We start from the raw sequence: 22,546 nt of genomic DNA on the forward strand, positions 1-22,546 counted from the left end.
CGACTGCGGCCATGGTCGACCGGCCGCCGAGATCGGATTTGGAGACAAAGTTATGGGTATCTTCGATGCAATGAACACCTCGGTGGGTGGTCTGCAGGCGCAGTCCTACGCGCTGCAGAACATTTCCGGCAACATCGCGAACTCATCCACCACCGGTTACAAGGGCATCGGAACCAGCTTCGTCGATCTCATTCCCGACGCCTCGGTGCCGAGCAAGCAAGTCGCCGGCGGCGTGACGGCCAACGCCAAGGCGACCATCACGACCCAGGGCACGATCTCGTCCTCCACCGTCGCCACCAACATGGCGATCACCGGCGACGGCTTCTTCTCGATCCAGAAGGCGACCGGCGTCGTCGACAACGTGCCGGTGTTCAGCGGCGTCACCTATTACACCCGCCGCGGAGACTTCCAGCTCAATGCCAACGGCAACCTGGTCAACGGCGCCGGCTATTACCTGATGGGCACCACGGTCGACCCCAAGACCGGCAATCCGACCGGCAACGTGGCGACGGTGCTGAAATTCCAGAACAACTTCATCCCGGCCCAGGCGACCACTTCGATCCAATACGCCGCGAACCTGCCGAGCGTGCCGAACACGGCGGCGAGCTCGACCGCGGCGAAAGGCACGCTGCTGGCGGCCGGCGGCCTGAATCCGTCTGACTTCGCCGCCAACCCGCTGATCGTCGGCACGCCGCCGCCGCCCTACACCAATGCGACGATCTCCGGCGCCGCGGCCACCGGCAATCTGCGCTCGGCCTATACCGCAACGACCGCGACCGGCACGGTGACACTGCTGGACAGCGCTTCGGCGGCGGCAACTGGCGCCACGTCGCTCGATTCCGCTGTATCCCCGCATCTCAACAACAGCCTTCTCACCAACCTCGCCGGCAAGTCGTTGACGGTCAACAACCGGACCATCAACTTCGACAACACCGTCTCGAACACTTCGACGGCCGCGGGCCCCCCAATCGTCACCACGATCGGTCTGAAGTCGCCGACCACCTCAACGATGCAGGACGTCCTCAATGAGATCGCGACCGGAGCCGGCGTTCCCGCCTCCAATGTGACGATCAACTCCAGCGGTAACATCCAGATCACATCCAGCACCACGGCCGACGTCACGATCGGCGGCACTGCGGCAAGCTTGCTCGGCGTCAGCAGCGTGACGCGCGGTGGTAACGTGCTGTCCACCCCTGCGATCACGAGTGGTACACAGCTCGGCGGCACCGCGCAGCCCGGCCAGGCCGAGGTCTTGTCGACGCCCTTCGTGGCCGGCAACACGATCCAGGTCAACGGCACGGGACCCGCCAATACGATCACCTTCGTGAACTCTGGCGCCACCCCTCCGAACCAGATCAACATCACCGACTCCATCGCGACCCTGCTCTCCCAGATCGACCAGCTCAGCGGCGCGAGCGGTTCTTCGATCAGCAACGGCGTGATCACGCTGAACACCGGTATCGCCAATCCGACCCTGACGGTGACGAGCAACAACAGCAGCGCCTTCGCCGCGCTCGGCTTCACGTCATCCATTTCCAAGAACCGCGGCGGCGGCGGCACCGCCGGCACCGGCGGCGTGATCGGCAACGACATCGCCACCTTCACCAAGGAATCGATCAGCGGCGGTGCGGTGACCGCCTACAACGCCGCGGGCACGCCGGTGAACCTGCAGCTGCGTTGGGCCAAGACCGACAGCGCCTCGCTGGGCACCGGCCATTCCGACACCTGGAACCTGTTCTATCAGACCGACCCGAACGCGACCGGCACGACGGTCGGCTGGGTCAATACCGGGCAGGCCTTCACCTTCGCCGCCGACGGCTCGCTGACCTCGCCGAGCACCTCGGGCGTCACCATCAACAATGTCAGCGTCAGCGGCCAGTCGCTCGGCTCTGTCGCCTTCAACATCTCCCAGGGCGGCCTGACGCAATATGCCAGCACCAGCGGAGCGGTGACGATCAACACCATCACCCAGAACGGCTACGCCGCCGGTCAGCTCCGCTCCGTCGCCGTCAACAACAACGGCCTCGTGGTCGGCACCTTCTCCAACGGCCAGAACCTCGACCTCGCGCAGGTCTCGTTGTCGCACTTCAACGGCACCAACTACCTGAAGGCGCTCGACGGCGGCGCTTACGCAGCGACCGAGCAATCGGGGCCTGCGATCGACGGCGCTTCGGGCACCATCAGCGGTTCGTCGCTGGAAGGCTCCAACACCGACATCGCCGACGAATTCACCAAGCTGATCGTGACCCAGCAGGCCTATTCGGCCAACACCAAGGTGATCACGACCGCGAATTCGATGGTGCAGGACCTCCTGAACGTGTTGCGCTGATCGGCACGTGACGTAACCAAAGGCGGGTAAGTACACATGGGTTTGAGTTCAGCCCTTGCCAGTGCGATGAGCGGTCTGCGTGCCAACCAGGCCGCGCTCTCGATCGTCTCCTCGAACGTCGCGAACTCGCAGACGCCGGGTTACGTCGTCCAGAAGGCGAACCAGATCGAGGTCACCACCGGCGACTTCGGCTCGACGGCGATGACGACCGGCGTCAGCCGGGAGCTCGACACCTATGTGCTGAACCAGCTGCGCACCGAGACCGGTGGCAGCGGTTACGCCGACCAGATGGCCAACATCCTGAAGCAGCTTCAGAGTGTGTATGGCACGCCCGGCAACAACGGCACGCTCGAAACCGCGCTGAACAAATTCACCACGGCGCTGCAGGCGCTGTCGACGAGCTCGGGCGCGTCGTCGGCACAGACCGTTGCGCTGGGCGCGGCGCAGGCGCTGGCGCAGCAGCTCAATCTCGCCACCAAGGGCGTCCAGTCGCTGCGTTCCAATGTCGAGCAGGATCTCGGCACCTCGGCGCAAGCCGCCAACGCGGCGATGCAGCAGGTCGCCGACATCAACACCAAGCTTCAGGGCCTGTCGGCCAACGATCCCTCGGCCGCGACGCTGATGGACCAGCGCGACCAGGCCATCAACACGCTGTCGAAATATGTCGACGTCCGCGTCACCACCGACGGTTCGAACCAGGCCAACATCTACACCACGACCGGCATCCAGCTGGTCGGCGCGGGGCTTGCCTCGCAATTCTCCTTTGCCTCGGCCGGCGCGCTGTCGGCGACCTCGCTCTACAACATCGACCCGGCCAAGTCCGGCGTCGGTGCGTTCAACATCAAACTGCCGAACGGCTCGCAGGTCGACGTCGTCGCCAACAACGTGGTCTCCTCGGGCCAGATCGCCGCCGACCTGAAGCTGCGCGACCAGACGCTGGTGCAGGCGCAGACCCAGCTCGACCAGCTCGCCGCGACGATGTCGAGCGCGCTGTCGGACAAGACCACGGCCGGCAGCACGGTCTCGGGCCCGCCGGCCGGGTTCGACCTGGACCTTGCCGGTGCGCAGCCCGGCAATACGGTCAACATCACCTATACCGACACCGCGACCAACACACAGCGCCAGGTCACGCTCGTCAACGTGACCGATCCGGCGGCGCTGCCGCTCCAGAATGCCACCAACGCCAATCCGATGCGGGTGGGCGTCAACTTTTCCGGCGGCATGAGTGCGATCGCCGCTGCGCTCAACACCGCGCTGCCTGGCTCGCACCTGACGTTCTCCGCCGCGCCGTCGCCGGCCACCGCCACGACGCTGCGGGTCACCGACGACAATAGCGGCCTTGCCAAGGTCAATTCGGCCTCGACCACCAAGACGATCTCGTCGCTGACCTCGGGCAGCCCGCAGCTGGCGGTGTTCACCGACGGCGGGCAGGCGCTCTACACCGGTGCGATCACGGCATCGGGTTCGCAGTTGACCGGCCTTGCCGGGCGCATCGCCGTGAACACGCAGCTGGTCAGCGATCCCACGCGGCTGTCGGTCTACAACACCTCGCCGGTGACGCCCGCCGGCGATACCACGCGCTCGGACTATCTCTATTCGCAGCTCATCAGCGCGGTGTTCTCCTATTCGCCGACCACGGGCCTCGGCTCGGCGAACCAGCCCTTCACCGGCAGCGTCTCGAACTACCTCCAGCAGTTCCTGAGCATCCAGGCCAACGCCTCGACCCAGGCCACCCAGCTGCAACAGGGCCAGAGTGTCGTGGTCTCGACGCTCCAGGCCAAGTTCAACTCGACCTCCAGCGTCAATCTGGACTCGGAGATGTCGAACCTGATCCAGCTCCAGAATGCCTATGCCGCCAACGCCCACGTGATGTCGGTGGTGCAGAGCATGATGAACACGTTGATCCAGGCTCAAAGGTAACCAGTACAGGGCTCTGAAAGATGTCGATCAGCAGCATCAACTATTCCTCGTCGGTTCTGGGCTCGCAGATCCGCAACATCAATCAGCAGCTCACCGACCTGTCGACGCAGCTCTCGACCGGCAAGCTGTCGCAGAACTATGCCGGCATGGGCACCAACGAGGGTTTTGCGATCGCTTCGCGCGCGCAGCTCTCCAACATCGCGGCCTATACCGACACGATCACGAACGTCAACGTGAGCATCAACCTTGCCAATACCGCGCTGCAGTCGCTGACGAAGATCCGCAGCACGGTGCAGACCGGCTCCGCCAACACCGCGCAGGATCTCAACGTCAACGGACAGACGATCGCGCAGAACACCGCCGCCGCCCAGTTCGGCTCGATGGTCGGCGTGCTCAATACGCAGACGGGCAACCGCTATCTGTTCTCGGGAACGGCGGTCAACACGCAGTCGGTTGCGGACGCCGGCGACATCATCAACGGCACCACGACGCAGGCCGGCTTCAAGACCGTCATGGCGGAGCGCCAGGCCGCCGACTTGGGGGCCAACGGCATGGGGCGGCTGGTGCAGACGCAGCCGACGCCGAGCTCGGTGCAGGTGTCCGAAGACGTCGCTGGCTCGCCCTTCGGGCTCAAGATCAAGTCGGTGTCCTCGACGCTGACGGGTGCGACCGTCACCGGCCCGAGCGGTTCGCCGGTGTCGTTCTCCGTCGATCTCAACGGCAACAATCCCAGCAACGGCGACAAGCTGAGCATTCAGTTCACGCTGCCGGACGGCACGACAGAGCAGATCGACCTGACCGCGTCCTCGGCGACGCCGACGCCGCTCGGCAGCTTCGCGATCGATGCGAGCGTTCCGGTCAACCCGAACAATACCGCGTCGAATCTCAACACGGCGCTGAACACGGCGATCAAGAAGCTCGCCAACACCTCGCTCGTCGCGGCGTCGGCCGTCACCGCCGGAGACAATTTCTTCAACACCGCGAGCTCGGCGATCGGCGCTGCCAAGACCAACCAGGCGGCTCCGCCCGCGCCGATCAGCGGTGCGACGGCGCTGTCCGGCACCAGCCCCTCGGACTCGATCTCGCCGGGCTTCGCCGCCGGCGACACCATCACCGTCAACGGCACCACGCTCACCTTCGTCAGCTCGGGCGCGACCGGCAACCAGCTCAACGTCACCGACAGCATCCAGACCCTGCTGAGCAAGATCGACGCGATCACGGGGACGTCGAAGCCGTCGACGGTTCATGGCGGCGCGATCACGATCAACACCGACGATGCGGCGAGCCTGAACATCACGAGCTCGAACACGGGCGCGCTGGGCTCACTCGGCTTCAGCGCGACGCCGGTGACCGCCACGCAGCCGCCGCTGCGCGTCGGCTGGTCGCCGGCGAGCTCGGCAACAACGCTGGTGAACGGCTCGGCCACGACAGTGAAATGGTACCTCGGCAATGACGGGCCGGGCCCGGCGCGCTCGACCGCAATGGCGCCGGTCGACGATTCCATCACGGTGCAGTACGGCGCGCAGGCGGACGAGGACGCGATCCGCCGGCAGTTGCAGGCAATCGCCGTGTTCGGGACGTTCTCGACCTCGCCGACCGGGCAGTATTCCGGCGGGCAGGTCTCGGCGCTGAGCCTGCGGGTGACGCAGGCGCTGACCCAGCAGCCGGGCCAGCAGCGCATCGAGGACATCCAGACCGACATCGCGATGGCCCAGAACACCATGAAGGACGCGACCACGCGCCAGACCCAGGCCAAGGCGCAGCTCCAGACCATCGTCGACCAGGCGGAATCGGCCTCGCCCGACCAGGTCGCCAGCGAGATCCTGGCGCTGCAGAATGCGCTTCAGGCGTCCTACCAGACCACCTCAAAACTCGCCCAGCTCTCGCTCGTCAAGTTCCTGTAAGGTTGCGTTAAGACGCCGTTAACCATGCCTGTTTACCTCTTGGTGAGGATTGCAAGCGGGGGCGGAGCGGTCGATGTCTGACAGGATGCAGCTGGTGGTGGCAACGCCTTGCTTCGGCGGGCAGGTGTCGAGCATCTATGCGAGCTCGATCTTCGCGCTCCAGCGCGCCGTGCATGGCATGTCCAATCTCGAGCTCAAGGTGCACTTGCGCGACGGCGACGCGCTGATCACGCGGGCGCGGGCCAATCTGGCCGCGATGTTCCTGGACGATCCCAAGGCGACGCACTTCCTGTTCATCGACGCCGATATCGGCTTCAAGCCGGAGCAGGTGTTCCGGCTGATCGAATGCGGCGCCGACGTCGTTGCGGGCTGCTATCCGATCAAGCGGGTCAACTGGGACAAGGCCGCGCGTGCGATCCAGTCAGGTCGGGCCGACGTGCCGGCCGCCTCGCTCGACTACGTGCTCGAGATCGAGGATCCCGACCGCATCGTGGTGGTCAACGGCTTTACCCGCGTACGTTACGCCGGCACGGGCTTCCTGATGATCCGCCGTCACGTGCTGGAGGCGATGTGCCGCCATCCGGACTACGCCAACCTTCAGTTCTTCCGCGAGCATTCGCATGACACGCTGGCGGCGAGCCAGAATAGGTTTGCGCTGTTCGAATGCATGATCGACCCGGCGACCGGCACCTATCTCTCCGAGGACTTCGCCTTCTGCAAGCGCTGGACCGATATCGGCGGCGAGATCTGGGCCGACATCCAGAGCTCGCTCGACCATGTCGGGCCGTCGGTGTTCCACGGCGATATCGCCTCTCAGTTCGCGCCGGCGCCTGCGGCGGCGGCCGACGCGGCCTGAGCGCTTCGGGATGAGCACCGGCGCATCCCGTCTGCCAGACATCGAACGAGCGTCCGACGGCGGCTCGCGCTATCGCTTGCGCGATCTCTTCACGCCGCTCGACACGCTGCTGGTCTCCGGCGGCGACCCGCGCCTGACGCTCGATCCTGACGATCGCGTCAATGCCTATGGCTGTGCGCCATCGCCGGAGCCGGAGATCTGGAATTTTGCTTCGTCGACCGCGTCCACGATCTCGCAAGCCGCTTACGATCGCGCTGCGCTGGCGCGCGAAGAGCTGATGCACCGATGCCTGTTCGACGAGGTCGAGGTCGCCTTCGACGCACGCTGCGAGGGCATGCGCGAGGAGCTGCGCGGCCATCTCCAGCTCTCGCCGCGCGTCGACATCGTGTTCTCGCCGTCAGGCACCGACTCCCAGCTCCATGCCCTGTTCCTGGCGCGCGCGGTGCTCGGCGCACCGCCGGTGACGATCGTGGTCGGCGCCGATCAGACCGGAAGCGGGACGGCCCATACTGCGGGCGGGCGCCATTTCAGCACGCTGACGGCGAGCGGCCTTGCGGTGCGCAAGGACAGTGCGGTGGCCGGGCTTGCTGGTGACAGCATCGCGGTGCCGTTGCTCGACGCCGCCGCGTCCGACATCGCGATGCGCGCCGATGCCGACGCTGCAGTAATGCGTGCAATCGAGAACAGCCTCGCGCAAGGCCGGTGCGTTCTTCTGCACATCATGGATTCGTCAAAACTCGGCTGGCGCGCGCCGAGTGCTGCCTGCCTCGATGAGATCGCGCGGCGCTGGCCGCGCAAGGTTCAGGTGGTCGTCGATGCCTGCCAGGCGCGACTCGGTCGCCGCCGGCTGCGTTCCTATCTCGACCGCGGTTACATGGTTTTGATGACAGGCTCGAAATTCTTCGGCGGCCCCGCCTTCAGCGGCGCGCTGCTGGTGCCGAAGGGCCTGTCGCGGTCGATCGACCGAATTGGCGCGATGGCGCCGGGCATCTTCGACTATGCCGGCCGCTGCGACTGGCCGACGGCCTGGACGGCGCTGCGCTCGCGATTCGAGCGCCGGCCGAATTTCGGTCAATGGCTCCGCTGGGAGGCCGCACTGGCGCAGATCGGCAGCTACTATGCCGTGCCGGGCGCATTCCGCGCCAAAGCGCTGGCCGAGCTCGCTGCCGGCATCGATAGCATGATCGCGCTGTCGCCATCGTTTCAAGCCGTTCCGAATGCATCCGGGCAGGCCGACGTGGATGACGAGGAATTTGCGGCGGCCACGATCTTTCCGTTCACGTTGCTGCGCGACGGCAAGCCGGTCTCCATCGCGGACACCAGCGCGGTGCATCGCGCTCTGGCGCGTGACATGAGCAACGACATCGGCGGTAGTGCGGCGGACCGGCAGGTCGCCGCACAACGCTGCCTCGTTGGTCAGCCGGTACGGCTTGAGCGGGCGGACGGCAAGCAAGGATTGCTGCGGCTGTGTGTCGGCGCGCGGCTCGTCACCGAAGCCTGGTCGGCGGACGCCGCACAATCGCAACGCAATTTGCAGCAGATCCTCGATCGCATCGCCCACGTGCTGGTGAAGATCGAGCTGCTGCTCGACGGTGCCACGGCTGCGCCGGGGAAGTTCGTGCTCGAGGCCTAAGATGCTGCATCCTGTTTCCGCCCCGAACGGCGCCACCGCGCCAGCCCATTCCGACCGTATCGGCTTTGCGCAGTTGACGCGCCGGGCCTTCGAGGGCGGCAATCTGCATCCGTTGCGCGAGCAGCTTCTGGCGCGGATCGCGGAAGGAACCGCGGAGGCGGGCGAGGGGCTGGACCTGTCGCTGATTGCCCAGCTGCTCGGCGAGAAAGAGGCCGGCCTCGTGATCCAGACCGAGGTGCTCGCCTTCCATCAATTGTTTCGTACGCCTTGCGCGGCTGCCAAACCGCGCATGCGCGTGCTGGCGCTCGCGGCCGATATCGACATGGGCGGCAATACGCCGATCGAGTTCCTGCTCGAAGGCTCCGACATCGAGCTGCTGACGCTCTACGTGGTCAAGGGCGTCGGCCTGCCCGAGACATTGCCCGAGCATGACGTCGCCATCGTGGTCGCCTCCGATTCCGCGGAATGCCGCGAGGCACTCGCCGTCATCGAACAGGCCGCGCCGCGCTGGCCGCGGCCGCTGCTCAATCGCCCCGAGCTGATTGGCAATCTCGATCGCGACAAGCTCTATCGGTTGCTGGCTGATATCCCCGGTCTCGATATTCCCGTGACCGCCAACGCGACCCGTGCGCAATTGACGGCTCTCTCAGAGGGACGGATCGCTTGCGCGGAGATTACGAGCGAATTGCACTTTCCAATGATCGTACGGCCGCGCGGCACGCACGCCGGCGTCGGGCTCGCGAAGGTCGACGATGCTGCGGCGCTGAAGGCCTATCTGGCCGAGCGACAGGAGCAGGACTTTTTCGTCGCGCGTTTCGTCAACTACGCGAGCTCCGACGGGCTCTTTCGCAAGATCCGGCTCACCATGGTCGACGGCAAGCCTTATGCCTGTCACATGGCGATCGCCGATCGTTGGGACATCTGGTATCTCAACGCCTACATGGCGTTCAGCGAAGAGAAGCGCGCTGAAGAGGCCGTCTTCATGCAAGACTTCGATCACGCCTTCGCGGCACGCCACAAGAATGCGCTCGACGAGATGAGCCGGCGCGTCGGCCTCGACTATTTCATCGTCGACTGCGCCGAGAACCAGGACGGCGAGCTGCTGGTGTTCGAGGCCGACAACACCGCCGTCGTGCACAACATGGATCCGCCCGCCGTGTTTCCATACAAGCCGCCGCAGATGCGCAAGATCTTCGCCGCGTTCACGGCGATGCTGTCGCGGCATGCAATGGCGGGCGAGGGGGCTGCAGCATGAACGAGATCATCCGCAACACGCAAGGCTCGGTCACGCACACTTCGCTCGATCCGCAGGACTGGAGCGAATTCCGCGCGCTCGCCCATCGCATGCTCGACGAGGCGATCGATGGCATCGCCAATGTCCGCGGGCGTCCCGTCTGGCGGCCGATCCCCGATGAGGTCCGCGCGGCTATCAAGTCCGATGTGCCGCGTGAGGCAACCGACCTCGCCGATGTCTATCGCGAATTCGCCGAGCACGTCGCGCCTTACGCGACCGGCAACATTCATCCGGGCTTCATGGGCTGGGTGCATGGCGGCGGCACGGCTGTCGGCATGGTCGCGGAGATGCTCGCCGCGGGTCTGAACGCCAATCTCGGCGGCCGCGACCACATGCCGATCGAGGTCGAGCGCCAGATCGTCGACTGGATGCGCCGCCTGTTCGCCTTTCCGGAAGAAGCGAGCGGCATCTTCGTCACGGGCACATCGATGGCCAATCTGATGGCGGTGCTGGTGGCACGCAACGCTGCGCTCGGCACGCTGGCGCGGCAGCACGGCATCGGCAATGACGGCGCGCTGCTCACGGCCTACACGTCGCGGGCCGCGCATGGCTGTGTCTCCAGGGCGATGGACATCGCCGGGCTCGGCACTGATGCACTGCGCAAGATCAGCGTCGATGCAGATCACCGCATCGATGTGGCCGCGCTGCGTGCGCAGATCGCGGCCGATCGCGAAGTCGGCTTCAAGCCGTTCCTGGTCGTCGCATCCGCCGGCACGGTCGATGTCGGTGCGATCGACGATCTCAGGGCCGTCGCGGAGCTGTGCCGCGAAGAAGGAATCTGGTTTCACGTCGACGGCGCTTTTGGCGCGCTCGCAATTCTCTCTCCCGAGCTCGCGCCGTTGCTCGGCGGCATCGAGCTCGCCGACTCCATTGCGCTCGACTTCCACAAATGGGGCCAGGTACCCTATGACGCCGGCTTCCTGCTGGTGCGCGACGGCGAGCAGCACCGGCAGGCCTTTGCGCAGCCGGCGGCCTATCTCAGCCGCGAGGCGAGGGGGCTTGCGGCAGGTGCGGTCTGGCCCTGCGATCTCGGCCCCGATCTGTCGCGCGGCTTCCGGGCGCTGAAGACCTGGTTCACGCTGAAGACGTTCGGCACCGACCGGCTGGGTGCGGTGATCGCGCGAAGCTGCGCGCTCGCCAAATATCTGGAGGCGCGCGTGCTGGCCGAACCGCGGCTGGAGTTGCTGGCGCCGGTGAATCTCAACATCGTCTGCTTCCGCTATCGGTGCGGCGATGCGGTCAATCGCGAGATCGTTGCCGACATCCAGGAGTCCGGCATCGCCGCGCCCTCGGGCACGACGCTGGACGGCAAGTTTGCGATCCGCGCCGCGATCGTCAATCACCGAACGAACGAGATCGATATCGATGCGCTGGTTGCGGCCGTGCTGGAGTTCGGCGGACGGCGGAGCGGCGGAGTGATCGAGGTCGAGGCGCCGCCGCTCGTGGCCCAATAGCATCGGGTGCATGGCTGAAACGACAACGGCCCCGGAGCGATCCGGGGCCGTTGTCGTTTGTGCGGCTTGGTCGTTCGCGCGAACGCCTGCGTCAGGCGGCGCTGCTGACGTCGTCCGTCGCTACCGCCTTGGGATGAGTGGCCTCGAACTGGCTGCGCAGCTTCTCCTCATAGGCGATCAGCTTGCGGGCTTCCTTCAGCGCCCGGTAGAGGTCGCCGTTCAGGATGTTGTTGTTGATACCTTCGATGATCGGCCAGGAGCTCGGCACCGCGGTGACGATGTCCCGCACCAGGTTGAAATAGGTGCCGTGCTGGGTCTGCGGATCCGGCGAGATGTACATGAGCTGGACCGCCAGGTAGACGAGCTTGGCGGGGGTGTCGGCGGTCTCGGGCGTGAGGATGTCGCGCTCGCGCAGGATCGGCACGTTCTCGCCATCGATCAGGAGGCGAGCCCGCTGGTCCGTGTTGGTGATCACGGAATTGCCGACGATGATGCGTTCGTGCGGTTTGAGCTCGACCTTGAGAGCCATGCCTGTTCTCCATCAACGCTTTCGTAACCGAGCGTGAGTTGGGGCGGATCAGGGCGCAATACTCCCTCAACATTAGTTAACGAGTTCTAAATTGGCGCTGTTCGCGCCGAAAAGATCAATCATATCAACGTGGGAGTTGCGCGGCGGTGCAGCGTCGGCGGTGGCTGGATCGGCCGAATCACGCGCTGACTGAGCGAAAGCGCCGATTTCATTTCATGTTTCGTTAGAGGTCTCGACGCCAGGGTCCGCCGGTCGCTGGGTCAATCTCGATCCAAGCAGACGCGTAACAGTAGCGTCGTTTACCAGAAGGGTAACAGAGTCATGTCAGGCATCGTCCTCTCCGCGTCGGTTCGTCAGAACCTCCTCTCCCTCCAGTCCACCGCTGATCTTCTCGCCACCACGCAGAACCGTCTGTCGACCGGCAAGAGCGTCAACTCGGCCCTGGACAATCCCACCAACTTCTTCACGGCCCAGTCGCTCGACAACCGCGCCAGCGACATCAACAACCTGCTCGATGGCATCGCCAACGGCGTGCAGGTGCTGCAGGCCGCCAACACCGGCATCACCTCGCTGCAGAAGCTGATCGACTCCGCCAAGTCGATCGCCAACCAGGCGCTGCAGACCACGGTCGGTTACTCCACCAAGTCGAACGTCTCGGCCACCATCTCCGGTGCGACCGCGGCTGACCTGCGTGGCACGACGTCGTTCGCGAGCGCCACGGCGAGCAGCAACGTGGTCTATAGCGGCGCTGCCGGCGGCACCACCGCGGCGACCGGTACCACCACGCTCGGCGCGACCATCGGCTCCTTTGCGAGCACGGGCGCAACGGCCGGCGACGGCTCCACGGCCCTGTCCGGCGCCATCACCCTGATCGCCACCAACGGCACGACTGCAAGCGGCCTGCTCGGCAACGCCCAGCCTGCCGACGGCGACACGCTGACCGTGAACGGCAAGACCATCACCTTCCGCTCGGGCGCTGCTCCGGCGTCGACCGGCGTTCCGACCGGCTCGGGCGTCAGCGGCAACCTCGTCACCGACGGCAACGGCAACACCACCGTCTATCTCGGCACGGCGGGTACTCCGGCTGCGACCGTCAACGATCTCTTGTCCGCGATCGATCTGGCCAGCGGCGTGAAGACGGTCTCCATCAGCTCCGGCGCTGCGACGATCTCCGTGAGCGCCAGCCAGCCGGGTGCTGCGGTCTCGACCGCTGCTGCCGGCGCGGTCACGCTGAAGAGCTCGACGGGTGCGGATCTGAGCGTCACCGGCAAGGCCGACCTGCTCAAGGCGCTCGGCCTGACCACGGCCGTCGGCGGCGGCAACGCCACCATCAACGTCAACCGGACCACGAGCGCGGCCTCGCTGGGTGCGACCATCGCGGACGGTTCGACGCTGAACGTCAACGGTCACGTCATCACCTTCAAGAACGCGCCGATCCCGGGCTCGACCGGTGCTCCGAGCGTTCCGAGCGGTTTTGGTACGAGCGGTAACGTCCTCACCGACGGCAACGGCAACTCGACGGTCTATCTGCAGGCCGGCACGCTCAATGACGTGCTGAAGGCGATCGACCTTGCCACCGGCGTGCAGACCGCGACGGTCAACGCCAACGGCACTGCGACGCTGGCGACGGCCACCGGCCAGACCAACTCGTCGATCAACGCCTCGGGTCAGCTCAAGCTCTCGACCGGCGTCAACGCCGATCTGTCGATCACCGGCACGGGCAATGCGCTGAACGCGCTCGGCCTTGCCGGCAACACCGGCACTGCGACCGCCTTCACCGCGGCGCGCACCTCCGGCGTCGGCGGCATCAGCGGCAAGACCTTGACCTTCACCTCCTTCAACGGCGGCACGGCGGTCAACGTCACCTTCGGCGACGGCACCAACGGCACGGTCAAGACGCTCGATCAGCTCAACACCAAGCTTCAGGCCAACAACCTGACGGCAACGATCGACGCCAACGGCCTGCTGACCGTTTCGACCACCAACGACTACGCGTCCTCGACCATCGGTTCGAGCGCCGCGGGTGGTGCGATCGGCGGCACGCTGACCACGTCGCTGACCTTCTCGACGGCTTCCACCCCCGTCCAGGATACGGTTGCTCAGACCTCGCGTGCGAACCTGGTGTCTCAGTACAACAACATCCTGAACCAGATCGACACGACCGCGCAGGACTCCTCGTTCAACGGCGTCAACCTGTTGAACGGCGACCAGCTCAAGCTCGTGTTCGACGAGACCGGCAAGTCGAACCTCAGCATCACCGGCGTGACCTACAACTCCAAGGGTCTGGGCCTTGCTGCGCTGACCAGCGGTGTCGACTTCATCGACAACGCTGCCACCAACAAGGTGCTGACCAACCTGAACGCCGCGTCGAGCACGCTGCGGTCGGAAGCTTCGAGCCTCGGTTCGAACCTCTCGGTGGTGCAGGTTCGTCAGGACTTCAACAAGAGCCTGATCAACGTGCTGCAGACCGGTTCGTCCAACCTCACGCTGGCCGACACCAACACCGAAGCGGCCAACAGCCAGGCGCTGTCGACCCGCCAGTCGATCGCGGTCTCCGCGCTGTCGCTGGCCAACCAGTCGCAGCAGAGCGTGCTGCAGCTGCTCCGCTAACAAGCGGCTGACATCGCTAAGCAAGATCCGGCGGCGGGGCTTCGGCCCCGCCGCTTTCTTTTTGCGCCGGCGTCGCAGTGCCGTCCGGCGAGGTGAGGACGCTGCATTCGGATGCAGCGAATTGCTCACTCTGAGTTATGGTTGACAAGTCGCAAACGCCTCGTCGCTGCACCAAAAAGCATCATCCTATCATGACGATATCGGTGAGCACGATTTGGCTCCGGAGGCGCGTATGGTGAATCCGCGCAAGGATTGGAGCGACACGCTTCATGCTTTGTTAGCCCACAACGTTCACCGTCCCGGCCATCGATTAATCCTAATCGAAGTTTGTTGCGTTGCGTACCAGAAGGGTAACACTCAATGTCCGGTATCGTTCTCTCTTCATCGGTTCGTCAGAACCTGCTCTCTCTCCAGTCCACCGCTGATCTTCTCGCCACCACGCAGAGCCGTCTGTCGACCGGCAAGAGCGTCAACTCGGCCCTGGACAATCCCACCAACTTCTTCACGGCCCAGTCGCTCGACAACCGCGCCAGCGACATCAACAACCTGCTCGATGGCATCGCCAACGGCGTGCAGGTGCTGCAGGCCGCCAACACCGGCATCACCTCGCTGCAGAAGCTGATCGACAGCGCCAAGTCGATCGCCAACCAGGCGCTGCAGACCACGGTCGGCTACTCCACCAAGTCGAACGTCTCCACCACCATCTCGGGTGCGACGTCGGCCGACCTGCGCGGTACGACCTCTTTCGCCAGTGCGACGGCGAGCAGCAACGTCGTGTATAGCGGCGCGGCCGGCGGCACCACCGCGGCGACCGGCACCACCACGCTCGGCGCGACCATCGGTTCCTTTGCGAGCACTGGCGCAACGGCCGGTGACGGCACCACGGCCCTGTCCGGCGCCATCACCCTGATCGCCACCAACGGCACGACTGCAAGCGGCCTGCTCGGCAACGCCCAGCCTGCCGACGGCGACACGCTGACCGTGAACGGCAAGACCATCACCTTCCGCAGCGGTGCTGCTCCGGCGTCGACCGCGGTTGCGACCGGCTCGGGCGTCAGCGGCAACCTCGTCACCGACGGCAACGGCAACACCACCGTCTATCTCGGCACGGCGGGTACTCCGGCTGCGACCGTCAACGATCTCTTGTCCGCGATCGATCTGGCCAGTGGCGTGAAGACGGTCTCCATCAGCTCCGGCTCTGCGACGATCTCCGTGAGCGCCAGCCAGCCGGGTGCTGCAGTCTCGACCGCTGCTGCCGGCGCCGTCACGCTGAAGAGCTCGACGGGTGCGGATCTGAGCGTCACCGGCAAGGCCGACCTGCTCAAGGCGCTCGGCCTGACCACGGCCGTCGGCGGCGGCAACGCCACCGTCAACGTCAACCGGACCACGAGCGCGGCCTCGCTGGGCGCGACCATCGCTGACGGTTCGACGCTGAACGTCGACGGTCACGTCATCACCTTCAAGAACGCGCCGATCCCGGGCTCGACCGGTGCTCCGAGCGTTCCGAGTGGTTTTGGTACGAGCGGTAACGTCCTCACCGACGGCAACGGCAACTCGACGGTCTATCTGCAGGCCGGCACGCTCAATGACGTGCTGAAGGCGATCGACCTTGCCACCGGCGTGCAGACCGCGACGGTCAATGCCAACGGCACCGCGACGCTTGCGACGGCCACCGGCCAGACCAACTCGTCGATCAACGCCTCGGGCCAGCTCAAGCTCTCGACCGGCGTCAACGCCGATCTGTCGATCACCGGCACGGGCAATGCGTTGAATGCGCTCGGCCTTGCCGGCAACACCGGCACTGCGACCGCCTTCACCGCGGCCCGCACCTCCGGCGTCGGCGGCATCACCGGCAAGACCTTGACCTTCGCCTCCTTCAGCGGCGGCACGGCGGTCAACGTCACCTTCGGCGACGGCACCAACGGCACGGTCAAGACGCTCGATCAGCTCAACACCAAGCTTCAGGCCAACAACCTGACGGCAACGATCGACGCCAACGGCCTGCTGACCGTCTCCACCACCAACGACTACGCGTCCTCGACCATCGGTTCGAGCGCCGCGGGTGGTGCGATCGGCGGCACGCTGACCACGTCGCTGACCTTCTCGACGGCTTCCACCCCCGTCCAGGATGCGGTTGCGCAGACCTCGCGTGCCAACCTCGTGACTCAGTACAACAACATCCTGAACCAGATCGACTCGACTGCGCAGGACTCCTCGTTCAACGGCGTCAACCTGTTGAACGGCGACCAGCTTAAGCTGGTGTTCGACGAGACCGGCAAGTCGAACCTCAGCATCACCGGCGTGACCTACAACTCCAAGGGTCTGGGCCTCGCCGCGCTGACCAGCGGTGTCGACTTCATCGACAACGCTGCCACCAACAAGGTGCTGACCAACCTGAACTCAGCGTCGAGCACGCTGCGTTCGGAAGCCTCGGCGCTCGGCTCGAACCTGACGATCGTGCAGGTTCGTCAGGACTTCAACAAGAACCTGATCAACGTGCTGCAGACCGGTTCGTCCAACCTGACGCTGGCCGACACCAACGTCGAGGCAGCCAACAGCCAGGCGCTGTCGACCCGCCAGTCGATCGCGGTCTCCGCGCTGTCGCTGGCCAACCAGTCGCAACAGAGCGTGCTCCAGCTGCTCCGCTAACAAGCGGCTGACATTCGCTAAGCAAGATCCGGCGGCGGGGCTTCGGCCCCGCCGCTTTTTTGCGTCTGTTCGTCGACATCTGCGACACCGTGCGAGGCTCTGAAAAGTAACCAGCGGTTATGGTTAATGGAGCGTAAGCGCAAAGAATCGCCAATGATTTCAGACGGGTTGCCAGCCGCGACGCCACCGCTCGCTCGCTTATGGTGAACCGGCGCTTATGCGGACGATGTTCGTTTCACGCTTTGTTAGCCATGTCGGCGCACCCTGTGGCCGTCACTCGATCCAGAAGCGATCGAACGAAGACGCGTAAGCCAGAAGGGTAAGAGTCATGTCCGGTATTGTTCTCTCTGCGTCGGTTCGCCAGAACCTGCTCTCTCTCCAGTCCACCGCCGATCTTCTCGCCACCACACAGAACCGTCTGTCGACCGGCAAGAGCGTCAACTCGGCCCTGGACAATCCCACCAACTTCTTCACGGCCCAGTCGCTCGACAACCGCGCCAGCGACATCAACAACCTGCTCGACAGCATCGCCAACGGCGTGCAGGTGCTGCAGGCCGCCAACACCGGCCTGACCTCGCTGCAGAAGCTGATCGACAGCGCCAAGTCGATTGCCAACCAGGCGCTGCAGACCACGGTCGGCTACTCGACCAAATCCAACGTCTCCACCACGATCGCCGGTGCGACCGCGGCCGATCTGCGCGGCACGACCTCGTTTGCCAGCGCGACCGCGAGCAGCAACGTGCTCTATAACGGCACGGCCGGCGGCACCACGGCGGCGACCGGCACCACCACGCTCGGCGCGACCATCGGTTCCTTTGCGAGCACGGGCGCAACGGCCGGTGATGGCACCACGGCCCTGAGCGGCGCCATCACCCTGATCGCCACCAACGGCACGACCGCGACCGGCTTGGCCGGCAACGCCCAGCCAGCTGACGGCGATACGCTGACCGTGAACGGCAAGACCATCACCTTCCGCAGCGGCGCTGCTCCGGCGTCGACCGCCGTCCCAGCCGGTTCGGGCGTCAGTGGCAACCTCGTCACCGACGGCAACGGCAACACCACCGTCTATCTCGGCACCGCGGGCACCCCGGCAGCGACCGTCAACGATCTCTTGTCTGCGATCGATCTGGCCAGCGGCGTGAAGACGGTCTCCATCAGCTCCGGCGCTGCGACGATCTCCGTGAGCGCCAGCCAGCCAGGTGCTGCGGTTTCGACCGCTGCTGCCGGCGCCGTCACGCTGAAGAGCTCGACGGGTGCAGATCTGAGCGTCACCGGCAAGGCCGACCTGCTCAAGGCCCTCGCACTGACAACATCGACGGGTGCAGGCAACGCCACCGTGAACGTCAACCGGACTACGAGCGCGGCCTCGCTTGGTGCGACCATCGCGGACGGTTCGACGCTGAACGTCGACGGTCACGTCATCACCTTCAAGAATGCGCCGATCCCGGGCTCGACCGGTGCGCCGAGCGTTCCGAGCGGTTATGGTGCCACCGGTAACATCCTCACCGACGGCAACGGCAACTCGACGGTCTATCTGCAGGCCGGCACGGTCAACGACGTGCTGAAAGCGATCGACCTTGCCACCGGCGTACAGACCGCGACGATCAACGCCAACGGCACCGCAACGCTTGCGACCGCCACCGGTCAGTCGAACTCGACGATCAATACGTCCGGTCAGCTCAAGATCTCGACCGGCATCAATGCCGATCTGTCGATCACCGGCACCGGCAACGTGTTGAACGTGCTCGGCCTCGCCGGCAACACCGGCAATGCGACCGCGTTCACCGCGGCCCGCACTTCCGGCATCGGCGGCATCGCCGGCAAGACCTTGACCTTCTCCTCCTTCAACGGCGGCACGGCGGTCAACGTCACCTTCGGCGACGGCACCAACGGTACGGTCAAGACGCTCGATCAGCTCAACACCAAGCTCCAGGCCAACAACCTGGCTGCGACGATCGACGCCAACGGCCTGCTGACCATCACCGCGTCCAACGACTACGCATCCTCGACGCTCGGCTCGATTGCGGCGGGCGGTGTGATCGGCGGCACGCTCACTTCGGCGCTGACGTTCTCGACGGCTTCCAACCCCGTCCAGGATGGGGTTGCCCAGACGGCGCGTGCCAACCTGGTGTCGCAGTACAACAACATCCTGAACCAGATCGACACGACCTCGCAGGACTCCTCGTTCAACGGCGTCAACCTCTTGAACGGCGACCAGCTCAAGCTGGTGTTCGACGAGACCGGCAAGTCGAGCCTGAACATCACCGGCGTGACCTACAACTCGAAGGGTCTGGGCCTCGCCTCGCTGACCGTCGGCTTCGACTTCATCGACAACGCCGCGGCCAACCGGGTGCTGACCAACCTCAACGCCGCGTCGAGCACGCTGCGCTCGGAAGCCTCGAGCCTCGGTTCGAACCTCTCGGTGGTGCAGATCCGTCAGGACTTCAACAAGAACCTGATCAACGTGCTGCAGACCGGCTCGTCCAACCTGACCCTGGCCGACACCAACGTCGAGGCGGCCAACAGCCAGGCGCTGTCGACCCGCCAGTCGATCGCAGTCTCGGCGCTGTCGCTGGCCAACACCTCGCAGCAGAGCGTGCTCCAGCTGCTCCGCTAACAAGCGGCTGAAATTGCTGAATAAAACCGGGCGGCGGGGCCTTTTGCCCCGCCGCTCTTTTTTGCGTCCGGAGACGGGCAGGGGCGTTCACCGGCCATTAACCCTATCCCTTAAACCGGCGTTAACCATACTTTAAAGGACACCTCCTAAAACTGGACAAAAGCCCGCTCTCCAGACCGCGCGGCCGATTCGTATCCGGTTCAAGAGGAAGACTCGCCAATGTCCAACATCGTTCTCTCGGCGTCAGTTCGCCAGAACCTGTTGTCGCTGCAGTCGACGGCCGACTTGCTGGCCACGACGCAGCAGCGCCTCGCGACCGGCAAGAAGGTCAACACGGCGCTCGACAATCCCACCAACTTCTTCACGGCGCAGGGGCTGGACAACCGGGCGAGCGACATCAGCAACCTGCTCGACGGCATCAACAACGGCGTGCAAGTGCTGCAGGCCGCCAACACCGGCATCACCTCGCTGCAGAAGCTGATCGACAGCGCGAAATCGATCGCCAACCAGGCGCTGCAGACCACGGTCGGCTATTCCACCAAGTCGAACGTCTCCACCACGATTCCCGGCGCGACGCCCGCGGACCTGCGCGGCACGACCTCCTATGCGAGCGCGACCGCCAAGAGCAACGTGCTCTATACCGGTGCGGCCGGCGGCGTGACCCCGGTTACCGGGAGTGCCGCGCTTGGTGCCTCGCTGGGCTCGAGCGCCGGCACCTTTACCGGCACGGCAGCGGTCGCCGCCGACGGCACCACCGCATTGTCCGGAACTGCCACACTGCTCGGCACCACGGCATCCACCAGCTTCGGCGCGCCGCCCGCGGATGGCGACACCATCACGGTGAACGGCAAGTCCATCACCTTCCGCACCGGCATCGCTCCGACCACGCAGCCGACCGGCTGGGGCCTTGATGCCAGCGGACACATCGCCACCGACGGCAATGGCAATTCGATCGTGTATGAGGGAACGCCGACTGCGCCTGGCGCGACGATCAACGACGTCCTCACCGCGATCGACCTCGCCAGCGGCGTCAAGACCGCGACCATCAGCGCAAGCGCGGCGACCATCGCCGTCAGCGGCTCGGCGGGTCCCGTCGGAACGCTTCAGGTGGCATCCTCGATCACGGCCGGCGCTGTAACGTTGAAGAGCTCGACCGGCGCCGATCTGAGCGTGACGGGCAAGGCTGACTTCCTCAATAAGCTCGGTCTGACCGCGGCGACCGGTGCGGGCAATGCGAACGTGACCGCGAACCGGTCGACGACCGCCGGTTCGCTCGGCACGCTCGTTCAGGATGGCTCGACGCTGAACGTCGATGGCCACACCATTACCTTCAAGAACGCCCAGACGCCGCAATCGGCGGCAAGCGTGGCCACCGGCTATGGCGTCAGCGGCAACGTCGTCACCGACGGCAACGGCAACTCGACGGTCTATATCCAGAGCGCGACGCTCACCGACCTGCTCAACGCGGTCGACCTTGCCACCGGCGTGAAGACCGCCAGCATCTTCAATGGCGCGGCGACCCTCTCGACCACGGCGGGCCAGATCCCGTCGTCAGTCAACAGCAGCGGCCAGCTTGCGCTCTCCACCGGCATCAATGCCGATCTCTCGATCACCGGCACCGGCAATGCACTCAGCGCATTCGGCCTCAGCGGCAACACCGGCACGGCGACCGCGTTCACCGCGGCGCGCACCTCGGGCGTCGGCGGCATCAGCGGCAAGACGCTGACCTTCACCTCCTTCAACGGCGGCACGCCGGTGAACGTCACCTTCGGCGACGGCACCAACGGCACGGTCAAGACGCTCGACCAGCTCAACGCGCAGCTTCAGGCCAACCACCTGACGGCGACGATCGACGCCAACGGCGTGCTCACGGTGACGACCGTCAACGAATACGCCTCCTCGACGCTCGGCTCGACGACTGCGGGCGGCACCGTCGGCGGCACGATCACCGGTGTTCTGGCCTTCACCACGGCACAGCCGCCGGTCCAGGATCCCGTCGCGCAGACCGCACGCTCCAACCTGGTCAACCAGTTCAACAACATCCTGGCGCAGATCGACACGACGTCGCAGGACTCCTCCTTCAACGGCGTCAACCTGCTCAACGGCGATACGCTGAAGCTCGTCTTCAACGAGACCGGTAGCTCGACGCTCAGCATCAACGGCGTGGTGTTCAACGCGGCCGGCCTCGGCCTCAGCAACCTCGTCAACGGTGTCGACTTCATCGACAACGGCGCCACCAACAAGGTGCTGGCAAGCCTCAATGCCGCCTCGAGCAGGCTGCGCTCCGAAGGCTCCTCGCTCGGCTCGAACCTCTCGATCGTGCAGGTGCGTCAGGACTTCTCCAAGAATCTGATCAACGTGCTGCAGACCGGCTCGTCCAACCTGACGCTCGCCGACACCAACGAGGAAGCGGCCAACAGCCAGGCGCTGTCGACCCGCCAGTCGATCGCGGTCTCCGCGCTGTCGCTGGCCAACCAGTCGCAGCAGAGCGTGCTGCAGCTGCTCCGCTAGTTTCGCAGCGCAAGATCACTGATGAGGATAGCGCGGCGGAGCTAACGCTCCGCCGTTCTTTTGAGGGAGATCGCTAAGACAAGATTAGCTGAGATCGGCGCGCATCACGCGAAGCGAGTTTACATCGCGCGTGCGTGCATCTAGCGTTTGCGCTGACGAAGAAACTCCGCGACCCGTAATAATCCGGAGTGCTTCCAAGCACACACGTAAGCAAATCTTAAGCGGTGCTGCCTAGGGTTG

The 22,546-nt window shown here is 65.1% G+C and carries 12 protein-coding genes; 11 read left to right on the plus strand and 1 reads right to left on the minus strand.

The genetic code is table 11. The features are described from left to right. Positions 1–52 precede the first annotated feature (52 nt). From N2603_RS15945 to N2603_RS15975, 7 genes are all read left to right on the plus strand, one after another. A complete protein-coding gene (locus N2603_RS15945) occupies positions 53–2,329 on the plus strand; it encodes a flagellar hook-basal body complex protein (protein WP_260389557.1) in 2,277 nt (758 codons plus the stop codon). A 36-nt stretch (positions 2,330–2,365) separates the two neighbouring features. After that, on the plus strand, positions 2,366–4,249 hold the full coding sequence (gene flgK, locus N2603_RS15950; RefSeq protein WP_260389558.1) for a flagellar hook-associated protein FlgK: 1,884 nt from the start codon (positions 2,366–2,368) through the stop codon (positions 4,247–4,249). Between the two features lie 20 nt (positions 4,250–4,269). Further along, a complete protein-coding gene (locus tag N2603_RS15955; RefSeq protein WP_260389559.1) occupies positions 4,270–6,153 on the plus strand; it encodes a flagellar protein in 1,884 nt (627 codons plus the stop codon). A gap of 73 nt (positions 6,154–6,226) precedes the next feature. Then, positions 6,227–7,009 carry a hypothetical protein gene (locus tag N2603_RS15960; protein ID WP_260389560.1) on the plus strand — a complete coding sequence of 261 codons (783 nt, stop codon included), beginning with the start codon at positions 6,227–6,229 and terminating at the stop codon, positions 7,007–7,009. Positions 7,010–7,019: 10 nt separating this feature from the next. Beyond that, positions 7,020–8,642, plus strand: coding sequence for a hypothetical protein (locus tag N2603_RS15965; RefSeq protein WP_260389561.1), 1,623 nt, complete (start codon positions 7,020–7,022; stop codon positions 8,640–8,642). A gap of 1 nt (position 8,643) precedes the next feature. Beyond that, on the plus strand, positions 8,644–9,897 hold the full coding sequence (locus N2603_RS15970) for an ATP-grasp domain-containing protein (protein WP_260389562.1): 1,254 nt from the start codon (positions 8,644–8,646) through the stop codon (positions 9,895–9,897). After that, a complete protein-coding gene (locus N2603_RS15975; protein ID WP_260389563.1) occupies positions 9,894–11,390 on the plus strand; it encodes a pyridoxal phosphate-dependent decarboxylase family protein in 1,497 nt (498 codons plus the stop codon). The genes N2603_RS15970 and N2603_RS15975 overlap by 4 nt, the downstream gene beginning before the upstream one ends. Positions 11,391–11,481: 91 nt before the next feature. Here N2603_RS15975 and flbT read toward each other — a convergent pair whose 3' ends face one another. After that, a complete protein-coding gene (gene flbT, locus N2603_RS15980) occupies positions 11,482–11,919 on the minus strand; it encodes a flagellar biosynthesis repressor FlbT (RefSeq protein ID WP_260389564.1) in 438 nt (145 codons plus the stop codon). Positions 11,920–12,240: 321 nt separating this feature from the next. Between flbT and N2603_RS15985 the strand changes: the two genes are divergently transcribed. The 4 genes from N2603_RS15985 to N2603_RS16000 all read left to right on the plus strand — a co-directional run bounded on the left by N2603_RS15985 (position 12,241) and on the right by N2603_RS16000 (position 22,306). Further along, positions 12,241–14,529: a DUF1522 domain-containing protein gene (locus tag N2603_RS15985; protein ID WP_260389565.1), complete on the plus strand. Its 2,289-nt coding sequence runs from the start codon at positions 12,241–12,243 to the stop codon at positions 14,527–14,529. A 360-nt stretch (positions 14,530–14,889) separates the two neighbouring features. Further along, positions 14,890–17,178, plus strand: coding sequence for a DUF1522 domain-containing protein (locus N2603_RS15990; protein ID WP_260389566.1), 2,289 nt, complete (start codon positions 14,890–14,892; stop codon positions 17,176–17,178). Positions 17,179–17,506: 328 nt separating this feature from the next. Beyond that, a complete protein-coding gene (locus N2603_RS15995; protein ID WP_018642832.1) occupies positions 17,507–19,795 on the plus strand; it encodes a DUF1522 domain-containing protein in 2,289 nt (762 codons plus the stop codon). Between the two features lie 219 nt (positions 19,796–20,014). Then, a complete protein-coding gene (locus tag N2603_RS16000; protein ID WP_260389567.1) occupies positions 20,015–22,306 on the plus strand; it encodes a DUF1522 domain-containing protein in 2,292 nt (763 codons plus the stop codon). The last annotated feature ends 240 nt before the right edge of the window (positions 22,307–22,546 follow it).

It is taken from the genome of Bradyrhizobium huanghuaihaiense, assembly GCF_025200885.1.
In the GTDB taxonomy this organism is placed as follows: Bacteria; Pseudomonadota; Alphaproteobacteria; order Rhizobiales; family Xanthobacteraceae; genus Bradyrhizobium; species Bradyrhizobium huanghuaihaiense.